We start from the raw sequence: 16,789 nt of genomic DNA, 5'->3' as shown, positions 1-16,789 counted from the left end.
CTGTTCCTGACTTTGAAGAGACAAGCACGAGGGCGGGGCAGCGATGCGCCGCTCTCTTTCATTGTCGGCGTCAGAAAGCGCCAAGGACCAGCAACAGCTGGATGAAAAGACCGACGACGATCCAGATGAACGCGCTCAGCACCAGCAACCGCCAGAACGCCGAGAATCGCGAGAGGTCATAGGTGTAGCGAATCTGCTTGTAGAGGTGGATCGGCGGGATGAGCAGCGCCATCGCTGTCGGTATCCAGCTGGCTACGCCGATCGCACCGAGGATCGAGACGGTGATGAACAGCAGCGTCACGAAGCTGAGCGAATAGGTGATGAAGATCGCGTGGTCGTAGGCCTTGAAGCGCCGCTTCCAGGCGAACAGCAGCCACACGAAGGGGATCGAGATCGGGATCAGCATCCAGCTGAACTTGTAGGCGTTGGCCTGCAACTTGTAGAGCATCAGGCCGGGATTGTCGGACCATTTCGCAACCGCCGAATCGATGAAGGCGATACCCGTCTCGCCCGTCTCCAGGTCCGACAGGTCGGCCCGTACCACGGGCTCGGCGACGTTTTCGGCCGGCGTGGTATCGGCAGGGGCTGGGTTGCCCGGTGCGCCCGGCTCCTGCGTTTCTGTGCCGCTCGCCCCCTCGATGAAACCCTCGGCGAAGGATCGCATGGCGGATTGATCGGCCGAAGGGTCGTCCGCCAGATATTCGCGCAGGAAAGCCAGCCGCTCCTGGGCCTCGGTTCGCTCCTGCTCCGACAGGTCGGCGCTTGCGAGTTGCTCCTCGATTGTCGCGATTTCCGCATTCGCGGCCCCGCGGGCCTCGCCCAGCGTTTCTTCCAGAACCGCGTCGTTGGAAAGGTCGGTCGGCGCGGTCAGTCCCACCATCTGGAAGACGGCGAACATCAGGAAGACGCCGAACAGGAACAGCGCCATCGGCGAGACGAAGCGGGCGCGCTGCCCCTCGATATAGCGACGCGTCAGCCGGCCGGGCCGGAATACCAGCAGGGGAAGAGTGTGCCACAGCTTACCTTCGAAATGCAGCGCGCCGTGAAGCAGGTCGTGCATGAACGCGCCGATGGTGCGATGAAGATGCCCCTGCTGCCCGCAGGCGTGACAGTAGGCACCCGTAAGCACGGTATCGCAATTGAGGCACCGTTCCGGCTGATGCGGATGCGGCGACTTTGCACCGGAATCGGGTTCCAGGGCACGCGAAAGCAGTCCGCCTTCGGTCGCCGTGCCGACGCTATCGAAAATGTCGCTCACCGGCGTCCCCCCTATGCTCCGCGCCGCAACCTAACCGCTGCCATCTGTCCAGTCGAGACGGAACAAATAGAGATCAAAGGGCGTTGAACAGACAAAGGAGAACTCAAGTATGACTGCCCCGACACCCACCCGGCACCCGAAGGCCGATCCCGTCTCGAACGCCGAAAAGAAGCCCGAGAATTGGACCACGGGCGATGAAGCTATGACCGGCGCACAAGCCAGTTACCTCAAGACCTTGTGCGAGGAAGCGGGCACGCCCGAGGCCTATGACCCTGAACTCAGCAAGGCCGACGCCTCGCAGAAGATCGACGAATTGCAGGCTGCGACCGGGCGCGGGCAGTAGCACTCTGGCCGAGACCAAAAGCAAGAAGGCCGCACCCTGGGGGTGCGGCCTTTTTGTTACTTGCGAACTGCGAGGCGATCAGCCGTCGTAGTCGGATCCGATGGAGGTGGACCGCGTCGGTGCCGCAGCCGAGAGGCGCATGGCTTCGGCAGACTGGCTCAGCGAACCGATTTCATCGGCTTCGTCTTCTTCGTCCGGAAGGACGCGCTGCAGCGACTGGACCAGCGATTCCTGCAAGTGCTTGGGCTTCACGGTCTGCTCCGCGATCTCGCGCAGGGCGACGACAGGGTTCTTGTCACGGTCGCGATCGACCGTCATTTCCGCGCCGCCGGAAATCTCGCGCGCACGCTGGGCAGCCAGCAGGACGAGATCGAAACGGTTGGGAATCTTGTCGACGCAATCTTCGACTGTAACGCGCGCCATGGGCACTCCGATTGAATTGGTGTTGTCGGAAAGTGAGCCAGTTAGGCGGGCAGAACGCTTTCGTCAAGGTTTCCCTCGGCGCGGGCCGTGCTAACAGGCGAAGATGGACAGCGTGCAAGGCTATCGTGACCCCGAGCCGTTTTCGGCAGAGGCCCAGAGCCTGTCATTCACTTTCTTCCCGGCGGGCAAGGATCGCCGCGCCGCCATGCTGGAGATCATCCGGGAGGCGCGCGAGAGCCTGAAGGTCGCCTTCTACATCTTCGCCAGGGACGAAATCGGCAGCGAGGTGCGCGATGCGCTGGTGGAAGCCGCCGTGCGCGGGGTCGACGTCACGCTGATCGTCGATGGGTTCGGCGCCCAGGTGGACGAGACGTTCTTTGCCGAGATGACCGAGGCAGGCGGTAAGTTCTACACCTTCATGGCCCGCTGGAGCCAGCGCGCCCTCATTCGCAACCACCAGAAGATCCTGGTGGCGGATGACAAGGTGGCGATGCTGGGCGGCTTCAACGTTGAGGACGATTACTTCGCCCCGCCCGAAGAAAACGGCTGGAACGACCTGGGCTTCCGCATGGAAGGCGACGCCGTGCTGCAGGTCTCGCAGTGGTACGTCGAACTGGTCGAATGGGCGAGCAACGAAAAGGCGCAGTTCCGCGACATCCGCCACCGCGTGCGCAACTGGGATGCGGGAGAGGGGCCGGTGCAACTGCTGATCGGTGGGCCGTCGCGCCGCCTTTCAAGCTGGGCGCGGCGCGTATCGCAGGACCTGGAGGAGGGCGACAGGCTGGACATGATGATGGCCTATTTCTCGCCCAGCCGCCGCCTTCGCAAGCGAATCCGGCAGATCGCGCGCAAGGGTAAGACCAACCTGCTGCTGGCAGGCAAGAGCGACAACGGTGCCACCATCGGCGCCAGCCGCGCGCTGCACAACAAGCTGCTGGAAGCGGGCGCGAACATCTACGAATTCCAGCCCTGCAAGCTGCACACGAAGCTGATCGTGCTGGACGATGCCGTCTACATGGGCAGCGCCAACTTCGACATGCGCAGCCTCTACGTGAATCTGGAGATCGTGCTGCGGATCGAGGACGCAGCGCTGGCCGATACCATGCGCAGCTTCATTCAGGATCACTTTGCGGCCAGCGAACAGGTGACGCGCGAGGTTCACGATGCGCGCGCCACGCCGTGGACGCGGGCGAAGTGGTGGGCGAGTTGGTTCCTCGTATCGGTGGTGGACTACACCGTCAGCCGGAAGCTGAACCTCGGTCTCTAGCCACTCAGTGCGCGGTCTGGCCGCCGTCGATGGTCCAGGTCGCGCCGTTCACGAAGCTTGCCGCATCGCTGCACAGGTGCAGCACGGTTCCGGCAATTTCCTCCGGCTGGGCGTAGCGGCCCGATACGTTGTGCTGGAAGAACATGTCGGTGAAATCCTTGCTGTCCGCCCAGTGCTGCGTCATCGGCGTGCGCACGAAGCCGGGGGCAACGCAGTTCACGCGGATGCCTTGCCGTGCGTATTCGACAGCGGCCGCCTTCGTCAGGCCGGATACCGCGTGCTTCATCGCGCAGTATACGCTCATATTCGGGTCCGCGATCAACGCACCTACTGATGCGGTGTTGACGATGGCCCCGCCGCCGACCCACAGGAAATGGCGGATTTGCGCCTGCATGGCATAGAACACGCCCTTGAAATCGACATCGATGGCAAGGTCCAGTTCCTCTTCCGTCACCTCGTGGATGGGCCTTTGCGCGGGAAGGATGCCGGCATTGTTGAAAGCCATGTCCATCCCGCCGAAGCGCTTGATGGTACCCGCCACCAGCGCATCGATGGCGGCTTTGTCGCGCACGTCGGTCCTGATGAAGTCGGCCTCGCCGCCCGACTGGTGGATGATGGCGACGGTTTCCTCGGCGCGCTCGTCGATGTCGCCGATCATCACCTTTGCGCCGCGGTCGGCAAATGCGACGCAACTCGCGCGTCCAATGCCGGTGGCCCCGCCGGTCACAAGCGCCACCTTGCCGCTGAAATTATGGCTCGCGTCGTTCATGGTCCTGCCTCTTCGAGATCAAGGGAGAGGCCGGTCCCGCTGCGTGAGGGAGCGCGGGGCCGGCCATGCACCGGTCAGGCGATACCCTGCTTGCCCGGTGCGATGATGTGATTGGGGTCGAGCGCCTGCTTGATGCGGGCGTTCACCTCGCGGTTGGCGGCGCCGTACTGGTCGGCCACCAGGTCCATGGTGGACACGCTGGAGCGATAGGCCGCCCAGCCGCGTTCGCCGAAGCGGGTGATCATCTCCTCCATGCACTGCTCCGCCTTGCGGGAATGCTCGTCGTCGCCCTTGTCGAACATCAGGAAGATGATGTGGTGCAATTCGCGTCCGCCCACGGCGTAGGCCGGAGCATAGTCGAATCCCCACTTGTTCATGATCTCGGTCGCCAGCTGGGTCTGCCCGATGGTCTCGCCGCCCTTTGCCGGGGCCACGGGCGCGAAGGCGACTGCGCCGCCGCTGCGGCCCCACCAGCGCACGAGGCCCTTTTCCTCCAGCGTCATGCCGCCGCGCATCAGCGTCTTGTTGTGCTCGAAATAGGGATTGCCGCCCATCTCGGCCTCGGTCAGCACGTCGGCGCCCGTCGCCTCGAACGCCGTTGTCAGGATCGGTTCGATGGCGGCGATGATCTCGTCCGTGCCGTAAAGCGCGTAGAAGGTGTTCCACATGCCGATATCGTTGGCGCGGGCGTGGCGCTGGATCACGTCCAGCGGGATGACGCCTTCGCCGTCCCACAGGTCTGCCCGGCGGTTGAACATGCTCATCTGGTAGAGCGCGCCCATGATCAGCACGCCGTTGGGGATGAGGTTGTTCATGCGGAACGGGCGGATGGTGTCGGTAATCGCCGCCACGTCCTCCACGTTGGGCGATCGCACCATGAAGGGCTTGTAGGCCGGCGGCCTGGGCATCAGCCACATGCCCAGCTTGGTCACGATGCCGAAGTTCGACTGGGTGAAAATGCCGTCGAGGTAGGGGCCGTAGCCCCACTTGAACGCCTGCCAGGTGTTCCCGTTCTCGATGGAGCCCATGCCGGTTTTCAGGATCGTGCCATCGGCCAGCACCACTTCCATGCCGCACTGCATGAAGAAATGATCGCCGTAGGGCGTGTAGCCGACGCCGCGTTCCAGCGTGTTGCCCATCATCGAGACGATCGGGCCAACCGTGGGCACGTCCACCCAATAGGGCAGGTCGTTGTCCTCGATGTAGTCGTGGATCTGCTGGTAGGTGACGCCCGGCTCGACGAGGATTGTGCCAAGTTCGGCATCGAAATCGAGGATGCGGTTCATCCGCTTCAGGTCGAGGATCATCTGGCCGGAAGATGCAGGCGTGGCCATGCCGTAGCCCATGTTCTTGCCGGTGGAGATCGGCCACAGCGGCAGGCGATAGCGGTTGGCGAGAGCGAGGATGGCCTGCACCTGCTCCACGTTGGCGGGGGCCACCGCGCCCGATGGCACGTGCTCTCCGCGAAGATCGGGAATGCCGCTCTTGCGATAGGAGATCGTGCTCGCCTCGTCGGCGAAGACCCATTCGTCGCCGACGATGGCGCGCAGTTCGCGCACGACGCCTGCAAACACGTCGCGGTCCATGTCCTGCGGCATCATGCGGGCGCGGGCGAGCGGCGTCATCGCCGCCGTGCTGGCGACAGCGCCGCCGATCGCCATGACCTCGCGGCGGGAGAATCCGTTGCTCATCCGCCGTGCTCCTCGGGATCGGCCTCAGACTGCGCGAGCCATTCGGCCAGAGCCTGCAATTCGGCATCGGTGATTTCGGTGGGCTTGAAGGCAGGCATCGCGCCCATGCCGGAACGCACGATGGCGGCGGTGACGGCAGGCGGCAGCGCCCGCCCGCGGATGATCGGGGCGATGTTGTGGCCGTGGCAGTAGCCGCAGGTGCGGGCGTAGAGATACTCCGGCGCGCGCGGCTCGATCTCGTAGGTCGCCTGCGCCGAGGCGCTCATCGAAAAACCTGTCGCCATGCCGACCCCTGACAGCAGGGTGGCTCCGGTCAGGCCCGCCAGCAGGCGGCCTCGTCTGGGATGCATCGTCCCTCTCCCTTTTGCGGCGTTTGTCGCCGTCGTCGGGATCGAGTGTTAAATGCAATGGACAAAATGTCAATTGCAATACGCTAGGCGGGAGGTGCGTCGTCCAGTTCGGGCAGCGGACGATGCGCGATGGCGCGGGCGGTGTCGCGATCGACGCCGAGGCCGCACAGGATGTAACCGGCCACGCTTTCGGGATAATTGTCCGGCATCTGGCGCTTCACGATGGAGCCCATGGCTGCCAGAGTGGCGCCCAGCAGGATATCGCGGCCCAGCTCTGCCGAGGGGATGGGCAGGTCGCCGTTCTCCACCCCGTCGCAGATCGTGCGCATGGCCTGGCGGAAAGTCTCGCCTCCGAAGATCTCGCCCGATGCGCTCATGTTCAGCATGGACCATGCCCAGCGCCGGTCCTTCTGCGCCCGGCGAAGGTAATAGCGCACGGCAACCGTGCACTGCTCTCGCGAATCGGGCAGCTTGGCGACGGTCTGTGCGACAGCGACGAGGAAGTCATGTGTCACCTCGCTGGTCAGCGCCTCGCGCAGCTCCACCATGCTGGCGAAGTGGTTGTAAAACGTGGCGCGGGTAACCCCCGCCTTATCGGCCACGTCCTCGATGCGGGCGAAAAGGCCGTTTTCCTCCCCGAAGATATCGAAAGCGGCGGCGATGATCTTCGCGCGCGTCTCTGCCCGGCGCTTCTGGCCAACCTTGGTGCGGCCATCAGTTGCTGTCGGCTGCTCTTTTGCGCTGGATCCGGCCATGCCTTCCTATTCGAACCCGTAGTCCGAATAGTCCTTCATGTTGGGCGAGGTGAACTTGGTGAATTCGCTCTGGAACAGCAGTGGCACGTTGCCGGTGGAGCCGTGACGCTGCTTGGCAACGATCAGCGTCGCCTTGTTGCGCAGCTCAAGATAGCGGTCTTCCCAGACGCGGTACTTTTCCTTGTCGCCTTCGGAGCTGGTCTCCGTCGGCATGTCGGGGCGCAGCGCCTCGTGGTAGTAGTCGGCACGGTAGATGAACCAGACCATGTCGGCGTCCTGCTCGATGGAGCCCGATTCGCGCAGGTCGGAGAGCATCGGGCGCTTGTCCTCGCGCTGCTCCACCGCACGGCTGAGCTGCGAGAGCGCGATCACCGGCACCTGTAATTCCTTCGCCAACGTCTTCAGGCCGCGGCTGATCTCGGAAATCTCGTTCACGCGGTTGTCGCTGGCGCGGCCCGAGCCTTGCAGCAGTTGCAGATAGTCGACCACGATCAGACCGATGTCGTGCCGCCGCTTCAGCCGCCGCGCGCGGGTGCGCAGGGCGGAGATGGAAAGCGCGGGCGTATCGTCGATGTAGAGCGGCAGTTCGGCCAGCTTCTGCGCGGCGTAGGACAGCTTCTGGAACTCGTCGCGCTTCAGGCTGCCGGAACGCAGCGCCTCGGAGGAAATCTCCGCCTGCTCTGCCAGGATACGCGTTGCCAGCTGGTCACTGCTCATTTCCAGGCTGAAGAAGGCAGCGGGCGCGCCGTAGTTGTGCGGGCCGCCGTCGCGCATGTAGCGCAGGTGTTCCTCCGCGCAGTTAAAGGCAATGTTCATCGCCAGCGAGGACTTGCCCATGCCGGGACGCCCGGCGAGGATGACGAGGTCGGAATTGTGCAGGCCGGCGGTCTTGTTGTCGATCGAATCGAGGCCGGTTGTCTTGCCCGACAGCTTGCCGCCAGATTGCATGGCGACTTCGACAAGGCGGATCGCCTCCATCGAGGCGCTGCGGAAGGCGACGCCCGCCTTCTCGCTGGTGGCCCCTTCGGACACTTCGAACAGACGCTTCTCGGCGTTCTCGATCTGGCGCTGCGGCTCGACTTCCTCGGAGGTGTCGAGCGCGCCCTCCACCAGTTCGCGCCCTACGCCGACAAGCTCGCGTAACAGGGCAAGGTCGTAGATCTGCTGCGCCAGTTCGCGCGGGGCGAGCAGGCCCTGTCCGTCGGCGGTGAGTTGCGCGAGATACCCGGTGCCGCCCAGTTCGGACAGCGCCTCGTCACCGTCGAAATAGGGCTTCAACGTTACCGGCGTCACCACCATCTGCCGGTCCACCAGCGTCACGATGCGTTCGTAGATGCGGCCGTGGATGGGCGCGAAAAAGTGCGCCGGGCGCAGTTCGACGGGCAGTTCCTCCAGCACGCGGTTATCGATCAGCACGGCGCCGAGGAACGCGGCCTCCGCCTCCAGGTTGGCAGGCAGGCTGCGGCCCTGCTGGCTGCTGGTTTCGGTCTTGGTGGCGGAGCGGATCAGGAGGTCTTCGTCGGACATGGCGTTCTGATGCGCGTGTGCGAGGATGATCGCAAGATGGTCGACGGTAAACTTTATCGTTCCGGCTTGTGGATTGCGGGGAGAAATATTCTCGGCCCCAGATTGGCAATTGAACGCGAAGCGCGGCTGGGGCAGGAGGGCACCGCACATGGACCAGGAAACTGCCAACCGTATCGAGGAAATCACGCTGGACGAGGCGACCGTGCTCGCGCGCAGCGAAGATATCGAGAAAGAGCGCGAAGTGGCGCTGCGCGACCTGGTGGAAGACAATTTCTTCAAGCCCGTGCGCGCAACCGGCAACGGCCACGAGGGGCCGTGGCGCGTGCACCTCGAAGTGGTCGAGGGGATGCTGGCCTGGCACCTGAAGGATGCCGCCGGGACCGAGGCGGGCACCATCGGGCTTGGCATGGCCCGGATGCGCCGCGCGATCCGCGATTACTTCGCCATCTGCGACAGCTACTACAAGGCGCTGCGCCGCGCCTCTGCGCAGGAGATCGAGACCATCGACATGGCCCGGCGGGGCATCCACGATCGCGGCACGCGGCACCTGCTGGATGCGCTGGAAGGCAAGGTGGAAACCGATTTCGAAACCGCGCGGCGGCTTTTCACCCTGATCTGCGTCCTGCATATCAAGGCCTGAAACACCTACTCCCTTTCACACTGACAATCGGCTCGCACCATCGGCAAAAAGAAGAAATCCGTCCTCCGCTTCTGGGTGGAAGTGCTGCTGTTGCTGGCCCTCGTCGGGCTGGCGGCGGTGCTGTGGTTCCGCGCGTCGGGCTGGCAGCCCAGCCGCGCGGAATTTCCGATGCAGGGCGCGCTGATCGGCGCTGAAGACGGCGCGGTGGATTTCAACGCCCTGCGCGCGACGGGTGCCGACTTTGTCTATATCGAGGCCAGTCAGGGCAGCGAGGGACGCGATGCCATGTTCCCGCGCAATCTCGCCGCCGTGACCGATGCGGGCCTGCCGCACGGCGTTGTCCATACCTACGATCCGTGCGTCCCGGCTGGGCGGCAGGCGGCCAACTTTGTTACCATCGTGCCGCGAGATCCCGAGATGCTGCCTCCTGCCATCGCGCTTTCCAAGCTGGCGAGCGAGTGCGGAGACCCGATCGTAGAGGCGGGTCTGGAGAGCGAGCTGACCACGTTCATCAACCAGGTCGAAGGCCACGCCGGACAACCCGTGGTGCTGAAGATCAGCGCCGAGTTCGAGGCCGAACACGGCATCGCCACGCGCATCGAGCGCAACCTGTGGCTGGAACGCGATTTCGTGCAGCCCGATTACGGCGGTCGTCCCTGGACGCTGTGGAGTGCGACCAGCTACCTGCGCGGCGAATCCGGCAGCGCGGCGCTGCGCTGGGTGGTGGTGCAGCCGTAGGGGTTCAGTCCTCGTCCAGCCATTCCACCAGTGCGGCAAGGCATTCGCGTGCCAGCAGCTTGCAGCGTTCCGGGCTCCAGCCCTGATCTGGATCGGGCCAGTCGTCGTTATCCTTGAACGGCATTTCCAGCGTCATCGCGCAAGCACCGTAACGCTCGGCGACCTGGTTGGTGCTGATCGTCAGGTTGGCCTTGCCGGGTGCGGACTTGGGGTAGCCCTTCTTCGTCTGGAAATCGGGCGTGCGCCGGTCGAGGATGCGCTGGTAGCGATACATGCGCTCGCCATGATCGTCGGTCCACGAGGGGATGCCCTCGAACCCTGCGAGGAACACGGCGGCAATCGCCTCGTCCCCGTGCACATCCATCGCGAAGTCGACGCCGCTTTCGTCCATCGCATTGCGAATAGCGAGGACTTCCGGAGATCGCTCGGCGCTGGGATCGGCCCATTCGCGGTTGAGATTCACGCCATTGGCGTTGGTCCGCAGGTGGCCACGGAAGGAGCCATCCGGGTTGCAGTTGGGCACCACATGCAGGCGGCACTTCTGGCGCAGCGCACGGCCCACGACGTCGGCGGGGTCGGTGAGCACTTCGAGTGCGCCTTCCATCCACCACTCGGCCATCGATTCGCCGGGGTGCTGCCGGGCGTAGAACCACACCTGCTTGTCGCCTTCGCCCATTTCCAGGCAATCGATGGTGCGCCCGTCCAGCGTCTCGCCAAGGCGGCGATAGTCGACGCCGGGCATGGACGCGGCCTCGGAGACGAGGTCGTTGTGCCGTTCCATCGAATACGGCGCGAAATAGGCAAACCATGCGACATCGTTCGCAGGCACGTATCGGATGGTGAGCGTGCCGTTGCCCGCGTTCTTGTCGTAAGAGTTTTCGGTGCGGCCCCAGTAGGCGCGGTCTTCCGAGACGCAAGCGTTGTAGCCGGGCCAGCCTTCGGGATAGGCGCTGTCGGCCAGCTGATCGATTTTCAGCACCAGTTCCCGTCCGGCTGCGCCGGATACGCGGAAGTGGAACCACTGCGCGAATTCGCTGTTGCGGTCCTTGGGGATGCGCAGGTGCGCGGTGGCGCCGTCGATGGAGACGACTTCAATGTTGCCGCTGTCGAAAGCGGCGTCGATCACGATATCGTTGTGGGTCATTCTACCTCGATTGTTTCGCCCGAATTTCCGGGAAAGCCCGCGAACAGCGCATCGGCCATACGTGGCGCGGCGGCCGCATCGGCGGCATAATCGCTGTTGGTGGTGGCGATCATGCTGGCGCGTCCTTCCCATAGGTTCTGTGCGCCGCCCCTCTCGCGGATCGTCACAGCCAGTTCGCGCACCACGCGCTCTGCCGGCTGTCCGCCAAGGTTGATGCCGACGCCAAGGCCCACGCCGGAGCCGTAGGTGCCGGTCGATCCGCCAACGCCGACGTCCACAGGGCCGCGGCGGTGCCCTTCGTCGACCACGTACTGGTCCAGCGAAACCTGCGCGACCTGCGCGCCGTTCACCATCACCACGCGATATCCAAGATCTTCCAACTGCAAGCGCACGGCATCTTCGTAGAGGCCGTATTCTATGCTGCCGGGATCGATGCCGGATGCTGGCGTGATCTGCACCGTGCCTTGGGCAAGGAACGCAGGCTCGTCACCCACGAACCGGGTGACTTCCACAGGCGAGACATAGGCCGGTGTCGTGCATCCGCCCATCAGGGCGGCGGCTGCGGCCAGTGCCAGGGTGGACAGGAGGGGGGCGGGCTTTCTCATGGTGCATCAACGCTTAGGCCCGGCAAAAGGTGCCTACAAGCTGGCGCAAGGTTTATTGTCGTTTCACGCAAACGTGCTAACCGCGCGGCGATGGCCAACAAAGTCCCCGTTCTCGTCACCGGCGGTGCCGGTTATATCGGCAGCCACGCAGTCCTCGCCCTGCGCGATGCAGGCTGGCCGGTGGCGGTGATCGACAATCTCGTGACCGGCTTCCGCTTTGCCGTGCCGGACGACGTGCCCTTCTACGAAGGCGACATCGCGAACGCGGAACTGCTGGCGCGCATCTTTGCCGAGCAGGGAACCCGCGCTGTCATGCATTTCGCCGGCAGCGTGGTGGTGCCCGAGAGTGTGGAGAGCCCGCTCAAGTATTACGGGAACAACACGGTAAAGAGCCGCGCCCTGATCGAGGCCATCGTGACAGCAGGCGTGCCGCACATGATCTTCTCTTCCACGGCGGCGACCTACGGCATTCCCGAAGTTTCGCCCGTCACCGAGGATACGCCGAAGCAGCCGATCAATCCCTACGGCTGGTCGAAACTGATGACGGAGCAGATGCTGGCGGACACGGCGGCAGCGCACGGCCTCAACTATTGCGCCCTGCGATATTTCAACGTCGCGGGCGCCGATCCGCAGGCCCGCACCGGACAGTCCACGGCGGGCGCAACGCACCTCATCAAGGTCGCGGTGGAAGCCGCGCTGGGCAAGCGGGAGAGCGTCGGCGTGTTCGGCACCGACTACGATACGCCCGATGGCACGGGTGTGCGCGACTACATTCACGTCAGCGACCTTGCAGCCGCGCACGTGCTGGCGCTGGAGGCGTTGATCGAGCAGCCCGAGCGGAGCCTGACGATGAACTGCGGTTACGGTCGCGGCTTTTCGGTGCTGGAAGTGCTGGACGCGGTGGACCGGGTGACGAACCGCAAGATCAACCGCGTGCTCGGCCCGCGCCGCGCGGGCGATCCCGATTCGCTCGTCTCCGATCCCTCGCGCATCATGGCGACGCTGCCGTGGCAGCCGCAATATGCCGACCTCGATCAGATCGTTACCCACGCGCTGGCATGGGAGCGCAAGCTGGACGAGATACGGGAATAGGTTGACTCGAGGCAAGGCCCGGATTATCCGCGCGCCAACTTGTCAGCATTGAATTTCCGGCATCGGGGGCTATCTCCGGTGCCGATTATTTTTCGGGAACAGACCAATGAAGATCCGCAACAGCCTCAAGTCGCTGAAGAACCGCCATCGCGATTGCCGCGTGATTCGTCGTCGCGGTCGCACCTACGTGATCAACAAGACCAACCGTCGCTTCAAGGCCCGCCAGGGCTGATGAACGCCGTGCCGCTGCAACGCGGCACCGGTCTTTTGCAAAGCCCCCGCCACCACGGGGGCTTTTTGCATGTCTGACACAAACAAACCTACTGCCGTCGTTTTCGACATTGGGCGCGTCATCATTCGCTGGGACCTGCGCTATCTTTTCGCCAAGCTGATCGACGATCCGGCGGAACTGGACTGGTTCCTCGCCAATGTCGTGACAGAGCAGTGGCACCACCAGCAGGACGAGGGCCGTCCGCTGTCCGAAATGGTGCCCGAGCGGATCGCCCGCTTTCCCGAGCACGCCGCGCTGATCGAGGCCTATGCCACGCGCTTTGCCGAAACCTATCCCGAGCACATTCCCGGCACGCTGGATATCATCGTGCGGCTGAAAGCGGCGGGCGTGCCGCTGTTCGGCCTCAGCAATTTCGGCGCCGATTTCTGGCCCGAATTCATCGCGAACCAGCCCGTGTTCGGGGGGTTTCGCAATATCGTCGTTTCCGGCCACGAGAATGTCGCCAAGCCCGATCCCGCGATCTACGCGATTGCCGAGGATCGCTTCGGGCTGCCGCCATCGAACCTGTTCTTCATCGACGACAAGCCCGAGAACATCGCCGCCGCAAAGGCGCGCGGCTGGCACGGCCATGTGTTCACAGGGGCGGACGGTCTGGAAGCCGAACTATCGGCGCTGAACCTCTTGCCACCGCGATAGAAAAAGGCCCCGGCAGTCGCCTGCCGAGGCCTTGCTGAGTATCCGCCCTGATGGAGAGAGCGGGCGGAGAAGGTGTCAGCCGTTGCACCGCGCGAGGTGCTGATCGGAAAGCATCGTGCCACCCGCATTGAAGCTGGCGATGGTGCCCACTTCGCGACGCAGTTCGCTGCAAACGCGCAGGTCCCGGTCGCGGCTGCGCGGGGCCGTGCAGGTGGTGCCTTCGCAGCGGAACAGCACTCCGCCTGCAATAACCTCGTCATCGCTGGCAGGCTGGGCCAGTCCCACAGTGTAGAACGAGGCGCCCGTGCGCGCTTGGATCGAGGCAGGGGTCAGCGTGGCGGATACGGCGAGGGCGGCGAGCATCGCCGAGGAAACGAGACGGGTCATTGCATGGCTCCTATCGAGAGAATATGCGTTTCGATCAGCAACTAGTTGCAAATCGCCACCTAGATGCCTAGGTTTCATAACGCAACCCTTCTCGCAAATATTTTGGCATTCCCGCGTTTCGCTGTACGACACGCAAGGGACTACAGGATTCTTAATGGGCATCAGAGAACCGCTGAGAGAAATGGGTTGCGGCCTGCCGCATGCTCTTGAAGTGATGGGAGAACGCTGGTCGTTCCTTATCCTTCGCGCGGCTTTCAACGGCCTCTGCCATTTCGAGGAGTTCTCGCAGGAACTGGGCATTGCCCGCAATATCCTGTCGAACAGGCTGGCCAAGCTGGTGGAGAACGGCGTTCTCGTGCGAACCCCGTGCGAGGCGGATCGGCGCAAGATCGAATACCGCCTGACGGAGAAGGGCCTCGGCCTGCTGCCCGCCATGCTGGCGCTGCGCCAGTGGGGGGAGCGATACGTCGAGGATATCACGCCCAACCTCGTGCTGGTGGACTGCCGCGACGGCCAGCCCGTGCAGCCGATCACGATCCGCGCAAAGGACGGCCGCGAACTGAGCTGGCACGAACTCGGCTGGCAGACGCCCGACAAGATCGGCCAGCCGGTGGACCGCCACGACGGTGCCTACGTCAAGAGCGGCTTTCCTGACGAACCCGAAGGTTCCTGCTGAGCGCACCGCCTCTCAAGACGCCGGATGGCCGCTACATCGTGGTGCGCGGGCGATTGTGGCGCGCCAGCAATCCCGCATTGCCCGAACAGAAGCGGCAGGCGCTTGTCGACGAATTGATGGACGCACGCCGCGCCGTCCGCGATGCAAAGGGTGACAACACTGCTTTGCGCAAGGCCCGCGACAGGGTGCAGGCGGCCAAGGAAGAATTGGGCGAACGCGGCCCCGTGTGGTGGAACGACGGCGCGCCCGACTTCAACCGGCACCTCGCCAGGAACACGCCCTATGCGGACTGGTTCGTGGCGCAATCCGATTGACGGTCAGGTGGCCGCCACGGCGCTGGCGTGTACGCTGGTGGCCAGTTTGCGCGCAAGGTCCTCTCCCAGCAGCGCAGATAGGGCGATACCGATAGCGGGCTTCCTGTGCGAGAGGCGCGTGAGGTCGGCCACGTTCCAGGAGACATAGCGCGTCCCTTCCGGCGCGCGCACGGTGCCTGTCGCCGCTTCGCCCAGTACATAGCCGATCTCTCCGATGAAACGTCCCTCGCTCATCGGGAAGGTCGTGCCGTCCTTCTCGATCAGCACGTCGCCATCGAGGACGTAGTGAAGCTTCTCCGGTTTCTTGCCCGCTTCGGTGAGCACCTGGCTTCCGTCGGAATCGTGCCATTCCGCCAGTTTCAGCAGCCTGCGGAATTCGCCCGGCGTCAGCGTGTCGAAGCCGGCGAACAGGCGCTTCTCGTCGTCGCTCATCTGGAAGGTCGTCCGCTCCAGCAGGATCATGAAGATCACCACCACGTTGGCGGCGAGGAAGATCGTGCTGGTGATGATCGGGTCCCACAGCGGCTCGGGCGGGTACCAGAAATAGTATCCCATGTAGAGCAGCGTCCCGAGCACGGAGAAGCCCCGGATCAGCGCCTCGTCGCGGAAAAGGAATGCGATCACGTAGACCACCGCCCCGGCGTGGAGCAGGATTGCAGCGTCGAACAGGTCCATCGGCCCCTCCCTGTGCGAGCGGCACCCCCTGTCGCGCCGCCTTACGGCATCACAAGGTGCGCCGCGACGCGAGGCTCGTCAATCGCTTTCCCCGGCACCTTCATCCAGCGAAGTCGAGTCCCACTTGGCCGTGAACGGGCCGCTGGCGATCAGCAGCAACAGCACCAGCGCCGCCATGATCGCGCCCAGCCAGACCTCGCCCATGCCACAGGCAAGGCCGATCGCGCCAGCCGTCCAGATCGAGGCTGCGGAGCCTGCGCCCTGCACGAAGTTCCCCTGCCGGAACATGGCCCCTGCACCCAGGAAGCCGATGCCGGTAATCACGCCTTCCACCACGCGCGTCGGGTCGATGCGCGACTGCGGATCGGCGGTGGAGTGCAGCAGTTCGATAGAGGCCATCACCAGCCCCGCTGCGCCGACGGCGATGATGACGAAGGGCCGAAAGTCGATCGGCTTCTTGCGCAGGAATCGCTCCAGCCCGATCAGGAACGGCAGCAGAGCAGCCGCTGCCAGGCGAACGAAGACCTGTGTCCAGGTGAGGGTGTCGGGGCCGCCAAATTCACTCATGCGGCATCAATGACCGGCGCGTGCGAAGGTTTCTCTCAAAGCCATCCGGTGTGATCGGCGAGGATTTTCACGCCGAGGCCGATGAGCACCGCGCCGCCGACAATCTCCGCCTTCTTGCCCAGCGCCGGCCCGATGCGGGCGGCAAACCAGTAGGCAGGGGCGCACAGGGCCAGCGTGACAAGGCCGATCACGAGGCACGACAGCAGGACCGGCGGGCCGAACAGGTCGAGCGTGAGACCGGCAGCAGCGGCATCGATGGACGTGGCAACGGCGGCAACGAGCAAGGCTGCGAAATGCGACCTGCCCGAGATCTCCGCTGCATCTTCCGCGTCATCCGGATCAAGCCCTTCGCGGATCATGCGGTAGCCGAGGAACGAGAGCAGGACGAATGCCACCCAGTGATCGACGGCCTCAAGCCAACCGGCGAACAGCGCACCAAGCCCCCAGCCGACCAGTGGCATCACCCCTTGCGCGACGCCGAAGGCAAGGCCCGTCTCCAGCGCCCGCCAGCCCGAGTGCGGACCAGCCGCACCGCGCACCAGCGCGACGGCGAAGGCATCCATGGCGAGGGCCAGGGCAAGTATGAGGACAGCGATCATGCGCCGCGCCTTTGCCGTTCACAGCGGCAGGTGCAAGCCTT

22 protein-coding genes are annotated in these 16,789 nt (G+C 64.2%); 9 read left to right on the top strand and 13 right to left on the bottom strand.

The window, feature by feature from the left end; all coding sequences use genetic code 11:
- Nucleotides 1–70: 70 nt before the first annotated feature.
- On the bottom strand, nt 71–1,258 hold the full coding sequence (locus D4Q51_RS07995) for a DUF3667 domain-containing protein (protein WP_120077224.1): 1,188 nt from the start codon (nt 1,256–1,258) through the stop codon (nt 71–73).
- A 109-nt stretch (nt 1,259–1,367) separates the two neighbouring features.
- Here D4Q51_RS07995 and D4Q51_RS07990 point away from each other — a divergent pair, with 109 nt between their 5' ends.
- Entirely contained in the window at nt 1,368–1,601 is a 234-nt protein-coding gene (locus D4Q51_RS07990) for a DUF3072 domain-containing protein (RefSeq protein WP_120077223.1), read from the top strand.
- 78 nt (nt 1,602–1,679) lie between these two features.
- On the opposite strand, the gene rpoZ is transcribed toward D4Q51_RS07990, so the two are convergent.
- On the bottom strand, nt 1,680–2,024 hold the full coding sequence (gene rpoZ / locus D4Q51_RS07985) for a DNA-directed RNA polymerase subunit omega (RefSeq protein WP_120077222.1): 345 nt from the start codon (nt 2,022–2,024) through the stop codon (nt 1,680–1,682).
- 103 nt (nt 2,025–2,127) lie between these two features.
- Here rpoZ and D4Q51_RS07980 point away from each other — a divergent pair, with 103 nt between their 5' ends.
- Nucleotides 2,128–3,291, top strand: coding sequence for a phospholipase D-like domain-containing protein (locus D4Q51_RS07980; protein ID WP_120077221.1), 1,164 nt, complete (start codon nt 2,128–2,130; stop codon nt 3,289–3,291).
- Nucleotides 3,292–3,295: 4 nt separating this feature from the next.
- On the opposite strand, the gene D4Q51_RS07975 is transcribed toward D4Q51_RS07980, so the two are convergent.
- The 5 genes from D4Q51_RS07975 to D4Q51_RS07955 all read right to left on the bottom strand — a co-directional run bounded on the left by D4Q51_RS07975 (nt 3,296) and on the right by D4Q51_RS07955 (nt 8,383).
- The gene (locus D4Q51_RS07975) at nt 3,296–4,060 is read right to left on the bottom strand and encodes an SDR family NAD(P)-dependent oxidoreductase (RefSeq protein WP_120077220.1); all 765 of its coding nucleotides are present in this window, start codon (nt 4,058–4,060) and stop codon (nt 3,296–3,298) included.
- A gap of 74 nt (nt 4,061–4,134) precedes the next feature.
- Nucleotides 4,135–5,751: an FAD-binding oxidoreductase gene (locus tag D4Q51_RS07970; RefSeq protein WP_120077219.1), complete on the bottom strand. Its 1,617-nt coding sequence runs from the start codon at nt 5,749–5,751 to the stop codon at nt 4,135–4,137.
- Nucleotides 5,748–6,101, bottom strand: coding sequence for a c-type cytochrome (locus D4Q51_RS07965; protein WP_240624626.1), 354 nt, complete (start codon nt 6,099–6,101; stop codon nt 5,748–5,750). Before D4Q51_RS07965 ends, D4Q51_RS07970 begins: the two co-directional genes overlap by 4 nt.
- An 83-nt stretch (nt 6,102–6,184) precedes the next feature.
- Entirely contained in the window at nt 6,185–6,856 is a 672-nt protein-coding gene (locus D4Q51_RS07960) for a TetR/AcrR family transcriptional regulator (protein ID WP_120077218.1), read from the bottom strand.
- A 6-nt stretch (nt 6,857–6,862) separates the two neighbouring features.
- The gene (locus D4Q51_RS07955) at nt 6,863–8,383 is read right to left on the bottom strand and encodes a replicative DNA helicase (RefSeq protein WP_120077472.1); all 1,521 of its coding nucleotides are present in this window, start codon (nt 8,381–8,383) and stop codon (nt 6,863–6,865) included.
- Between the two features lie 148 nt (nt 8,384–8,531).
- Between D4Q51_RS07955 and D4Q51_RS07950 the strand changes: the two genes are divergently transcribed.
- Complete coding sequence (locus D4Q51_RS07950) at nt 8,532–9,023, top strand: UPF0262 family protein (RefSeq protein WP_120077217.1); 492 nt, start codon at nt 8,532–8,534, stop codon at nt 9,021–9,023.
- Between the two features lie 75 nt (nt 9,024–9,098).
- On the top strand, nt 9,099–9,761 hold the full coding sequence (locus D4Q51_RS07945) for a glycoside hydrolase family 25 protein (protein ID WP_240624625.1): 663 nt from the start codon (nt 9,099–9,101) through the stop codon (nt 9,759–9,761).
- Between the two features lie 4 nt (nt 9,762–9,765).
- On the opposite strand, the gene D4Q51_RS07940 is transcribed toward D4Q51_RS07945, so the two are convergent.
- Both D4Q51_RS07940 and D4Q51_RS07935 read right to left on the bottom strand, forming a co-directional pair.
- Nucleotides 9,766–10,905, bottom strand: a complete 1,140-nt coding sequence (locus D4Q51_RS07940; RefSeq protein WP_120077215.1) for a M14 family metallopeptidase — start codon at nt 10,903–10,905, stop codon at nt 9,766–9,768.
- The gene (locus D4Q51_RS07935; RefSeq protein ID WP_120077214.1) at nt 10,902–11,510 is read right to left on the bottom strand and encodes a DUF4136 domain-containing protein; all 609 of its coding nucleotides are present in this window, start codon (nt 11,508–11,510) and stop codon (nt 10,902–10,904) included. Before D4Q51_RS07935 ends, D4Q51_RS07940 begins: the two co-directional genes overlap by 4 nt.
- A 90-nt stretch (nt 11,511–11,600) precedes the next feature.
- Between D4Q51_RS07935 and galE the strand changes: the two genes are divergently transcribed.
- The 3 genes from galE to D4Q51_RS07920 all read left to right on the top strand — a co-directional run bounded on the left by galE (nt 11,601) and on the right by D4Q51_RS07920 (nt 13,530).
- Entirely contained in the window at nt 11,601–12,602 is a 1,002-nt protein-coding gene (gene galE, locus D4Q51_RS07930) for a UDP-glucose 4-epimerase GalE (RefSeq protein WP_120077213.1), read from the top strand.
- Between the two features lie 106 nt (nt 12,603–12,708).
- Complete coding sequence (gene ykgO, locus D4Q51_RS07925; RefSeq protein ID WP_007165381.1) at nt 12,709–12,834, top strand: type B 50S ribosomal protein L36; 126 nt, start codon at nt 12,709–12,711, stop codon at nt 12,832–12,834.
- Between the two features lie 69 nt (nt 12,835–12,903).
- Entirely contained in the window at nt 12,904–13,530 is a 627-nt protein-coding gene (locus D4Q51_RS07920; RefSeq protein WP_120077212.1) for an HAD family hydrolase, read from the top strand.
- A gap of 75 nt (nt 13,531–13,605) precedes the next feature.
- Here D4Q51_RS07920 and D4Q51_RS07915 read toward each other — a convergent pair whose 3' ends face one another.
- Nucleotides 13,606–13,917 carry a CC_3452 family protein gene (locus tag D4Q51_RS07915; protein WP_162925224.1) on the bottom strand — a complete coding sequence of 104 codons (312 nt, stop codon included), beginning with the start codon at nt 13,915–13,917 and terminating at the stop codon, nt 13,606–13,608.
- A 154-nt stretch (nt 13,918–14,071) separates the two neighbouring features.
- Between D4Q51_RS07915 and D4Q51_RS07910 the strand changes: the two genes are divergently transcribed.
- The gene (locus D4Q51_RS07910; RefSeq protein ID WP_120077210.1) at nt 14,072–14,593 is read left to right on the top strand and encodes a winged helix-turn-helix transcriptional regulator; all 522 of its coding nucleotides are present in this window, start codon (nt 14,072–14,074) and stop codon (nt 14,591–14,593) included.
- Nucleotides 14,594–14,646: 53 nt separating this feature from the next.
- Complete coding sequence (locus D4Q51_RS07905; protein WP_338068464.1) at nt 14,647–14,907, top strand: hypothetical protein; 261 nt, start codon at nt 14,647–14,649, stop codon at nt 14,905–14,907.
- A gap of 3 nt (nt 14,908–14,910) precedes the next feature.
- On the opposite strand, the gene D4Q51_RS07900 is transcribed toward D4Q51_RS07905, so the two are convergent.
- The 3 genes from D4Q51_RS07900 to D4Q51_RS07890 all read right to left on the bottom strand — a co-directional run bounded on the left by D4Q51_RS07900 (nt 14,911) and on the right by D4Q51_RS07890 (nt 16,748).
- Nucleotides 14,911–15,582, bottom strand: coding sequence for a cyclic nucleotide-binding domain-containing protein (locus D4Q51_RS07900; protein WP_120077208.1), 672 nt, complete (start codon nt 15,580–15,582; stop codon nt 14,911–14,913).
- 78 nt (nt 15,583–15,660) lie between these two features.
- Nucleotides 15,661–16,149 carry an MgtC/SapB family protein gene (locus D4Q51_RS07895; RefSeq protein ID WP_120077207.1) on the bottom strand — a complete coding sequence of 163 codons (489 nt, stop codon included), beginning with the start codon at nt 16,147–16,149 and terminating at the stop codon, nt 15,661–15,663.
- Nucleotides 16,150–16,184: 35 nt separating this feature from the next.
- On the bottom strand, nt 16,185–16,748 hold the full coding sequence (locus D4Q51_RS07890) for a manganese efflux pump MntP (RefSeq protein ID WP_120077206.1): 564 nt from the start codon (nt 16,746–16,748) through the stop codon (nt 16,185–16,187).
- Between the last annotated feature and the right edge of the window lie 41 nt (nt 16,749–16,789).

Origin of the sequence: Aurantiacibacter odishensis, assembly GCF_003605195.1 — a bacterium.
Lineage (GTDB): Bacteria > Pseudomonadota > Alphaproteobacteria > Sphingomonadales > Sphingomonadaceae > Alteraurantiacibacter > Alteraurantiacibacter odishensis.
This window is presented reverse-complemented; position numbering and strand designations above follow the sequence as displayed.

Bases quoted from the DNA above. Each gene is read 5' to 3' on its own strand.
- D4Q51_RS07990 (WP_120077223.1), top strand. From the start codon at position 1,368: ATGACTGCCCCGACACCCACCCGGCACCCGAAGGCCGATCCCGTCTCG.
- rpoZ (WP_120077222.1), bottom strand. From the start codon at position 2,024: ATGGCGCGCGTTACAGTCGAAGATTGCGTCGACAAGATTCCCAACCGT.
- D4Q51_RS07980 (WP_120077221.1), top strand. From the start codon at position 2,128: ATGGACAGCGTGCAAGGCTATCGTGACCCCGAGCCGTTTTCGGCAGAG.
- D4Q51_RS07975 (WP_120077220.1), bottom strand. From the start codon at position 4,060: ATGAACGACGCGAGCCATAATTTCAGCGGCAAGGTGGCGCTTGTGACC.
- D4Q51_RS07970 (WP_120077219.1), bottom strand. From the start codon at position 5,751: ATGAGCAACGGATTCTCCCGCCGCGAGGTCATGGCGATCGGCGGCGCT.
- D4Q51_RS07965 (WP_240624626.1), bottom strand. From the start codon at position 6,101: ATGCATCCCAGACGAGGCCGCCTGCTGGCGGGCCTGACCGGAGCCACC.
- D4Q51_RS07960 (WP_120077218.1), bottom strand. From the start codon at position 6,856: ATGGCCGGATCCAGCGCAAAAGAGCAGCCGACAGCAACTGATGGCCGC.
- D4Q51_RS07955 (WP_120077472.1), bottom strand. From the start codon at position 8,383: ATGTCCGACGAAGACCTCCTGATCCGCTCCGCCACCAAGACCGAAACC.
- D4Q51_RS07950 (WP_120077217.1), top strand. From the start codon at position 8,532: ATGGACCAGGAAACTGCCAACCGTATCGAGGAAATCACGCTGGACGAG.
- D4Q51_RS07940 (WP_120077215.1), bottom strand. From the start codon at position 10,905: ATGACCCACAACGATATCGTGATCGACGCCGCTTTCGACAGCGGCAAC.
- D4Q51_RS07935 (WP_120077214.1), bottom strand. From the start codon at position 11,510: ATGAGAAAGCCCGCCCCCCTCCTGTCCACCCTGGCACTGGCCGCAGCC.
- galE (WP_120077213.1), top strand. From the start codon at position 11,601: ATGGCCAACAAAGTCCCCGTTCTCGTCACCGGCGGTGCCGGTTATATC.
- ykgO (WP_007165381.1), top strand. From the start codon at position 12,709: ATGAAGATCCGCAACAGCCTCAAGTCGCTGAAGAACCGCCATCGCGAT.
- D4Q51_RS07920 (WP_120077212.1), top strand. From the start codon at position 12,904: ATGTCTGACACAAACAAACCTACTGCCGTCGTTTTCGACATTGGGCGC.
- D4Q51_RS07915 (WP_162925224.1), bottom strand. From the start codon at position 13,917: ATGACCCGTCTCGTTTCCTCGGCGATGCTCGCCGCCCTCGCCGTATCC.
- D4Q51_RS07910 (WP_120077210.1), top strand. From the start codon at position 14,072: ATGGGCATCAGAGAACCGCTGAGAGAAATGGGTTGCGGCCTGCCGCAT.
- D4Q51_RS07900 (WP_120077208.1), bottom strand. From the start codon at position 15,582: ATGGACCTGTTCGACGCTGCAATCCTGCTCCACGCCGGGGCGGTGGTC.
- D4Q51_RS07895 (WP_120077207.1), bottom strand. From the start codon at position 16,149: ATGAGTGAATTTGGCGGCCCCGACACCCTCACCTGGACACAGGTCTTC.
- D4Q51_RS07890 (WP_120077206.1), bottom strand. From the start codon at position 16,748: ATGATCGCTGTCCTCATACTTGCCCTGGCCCTCGCCATGGATGCCTTC.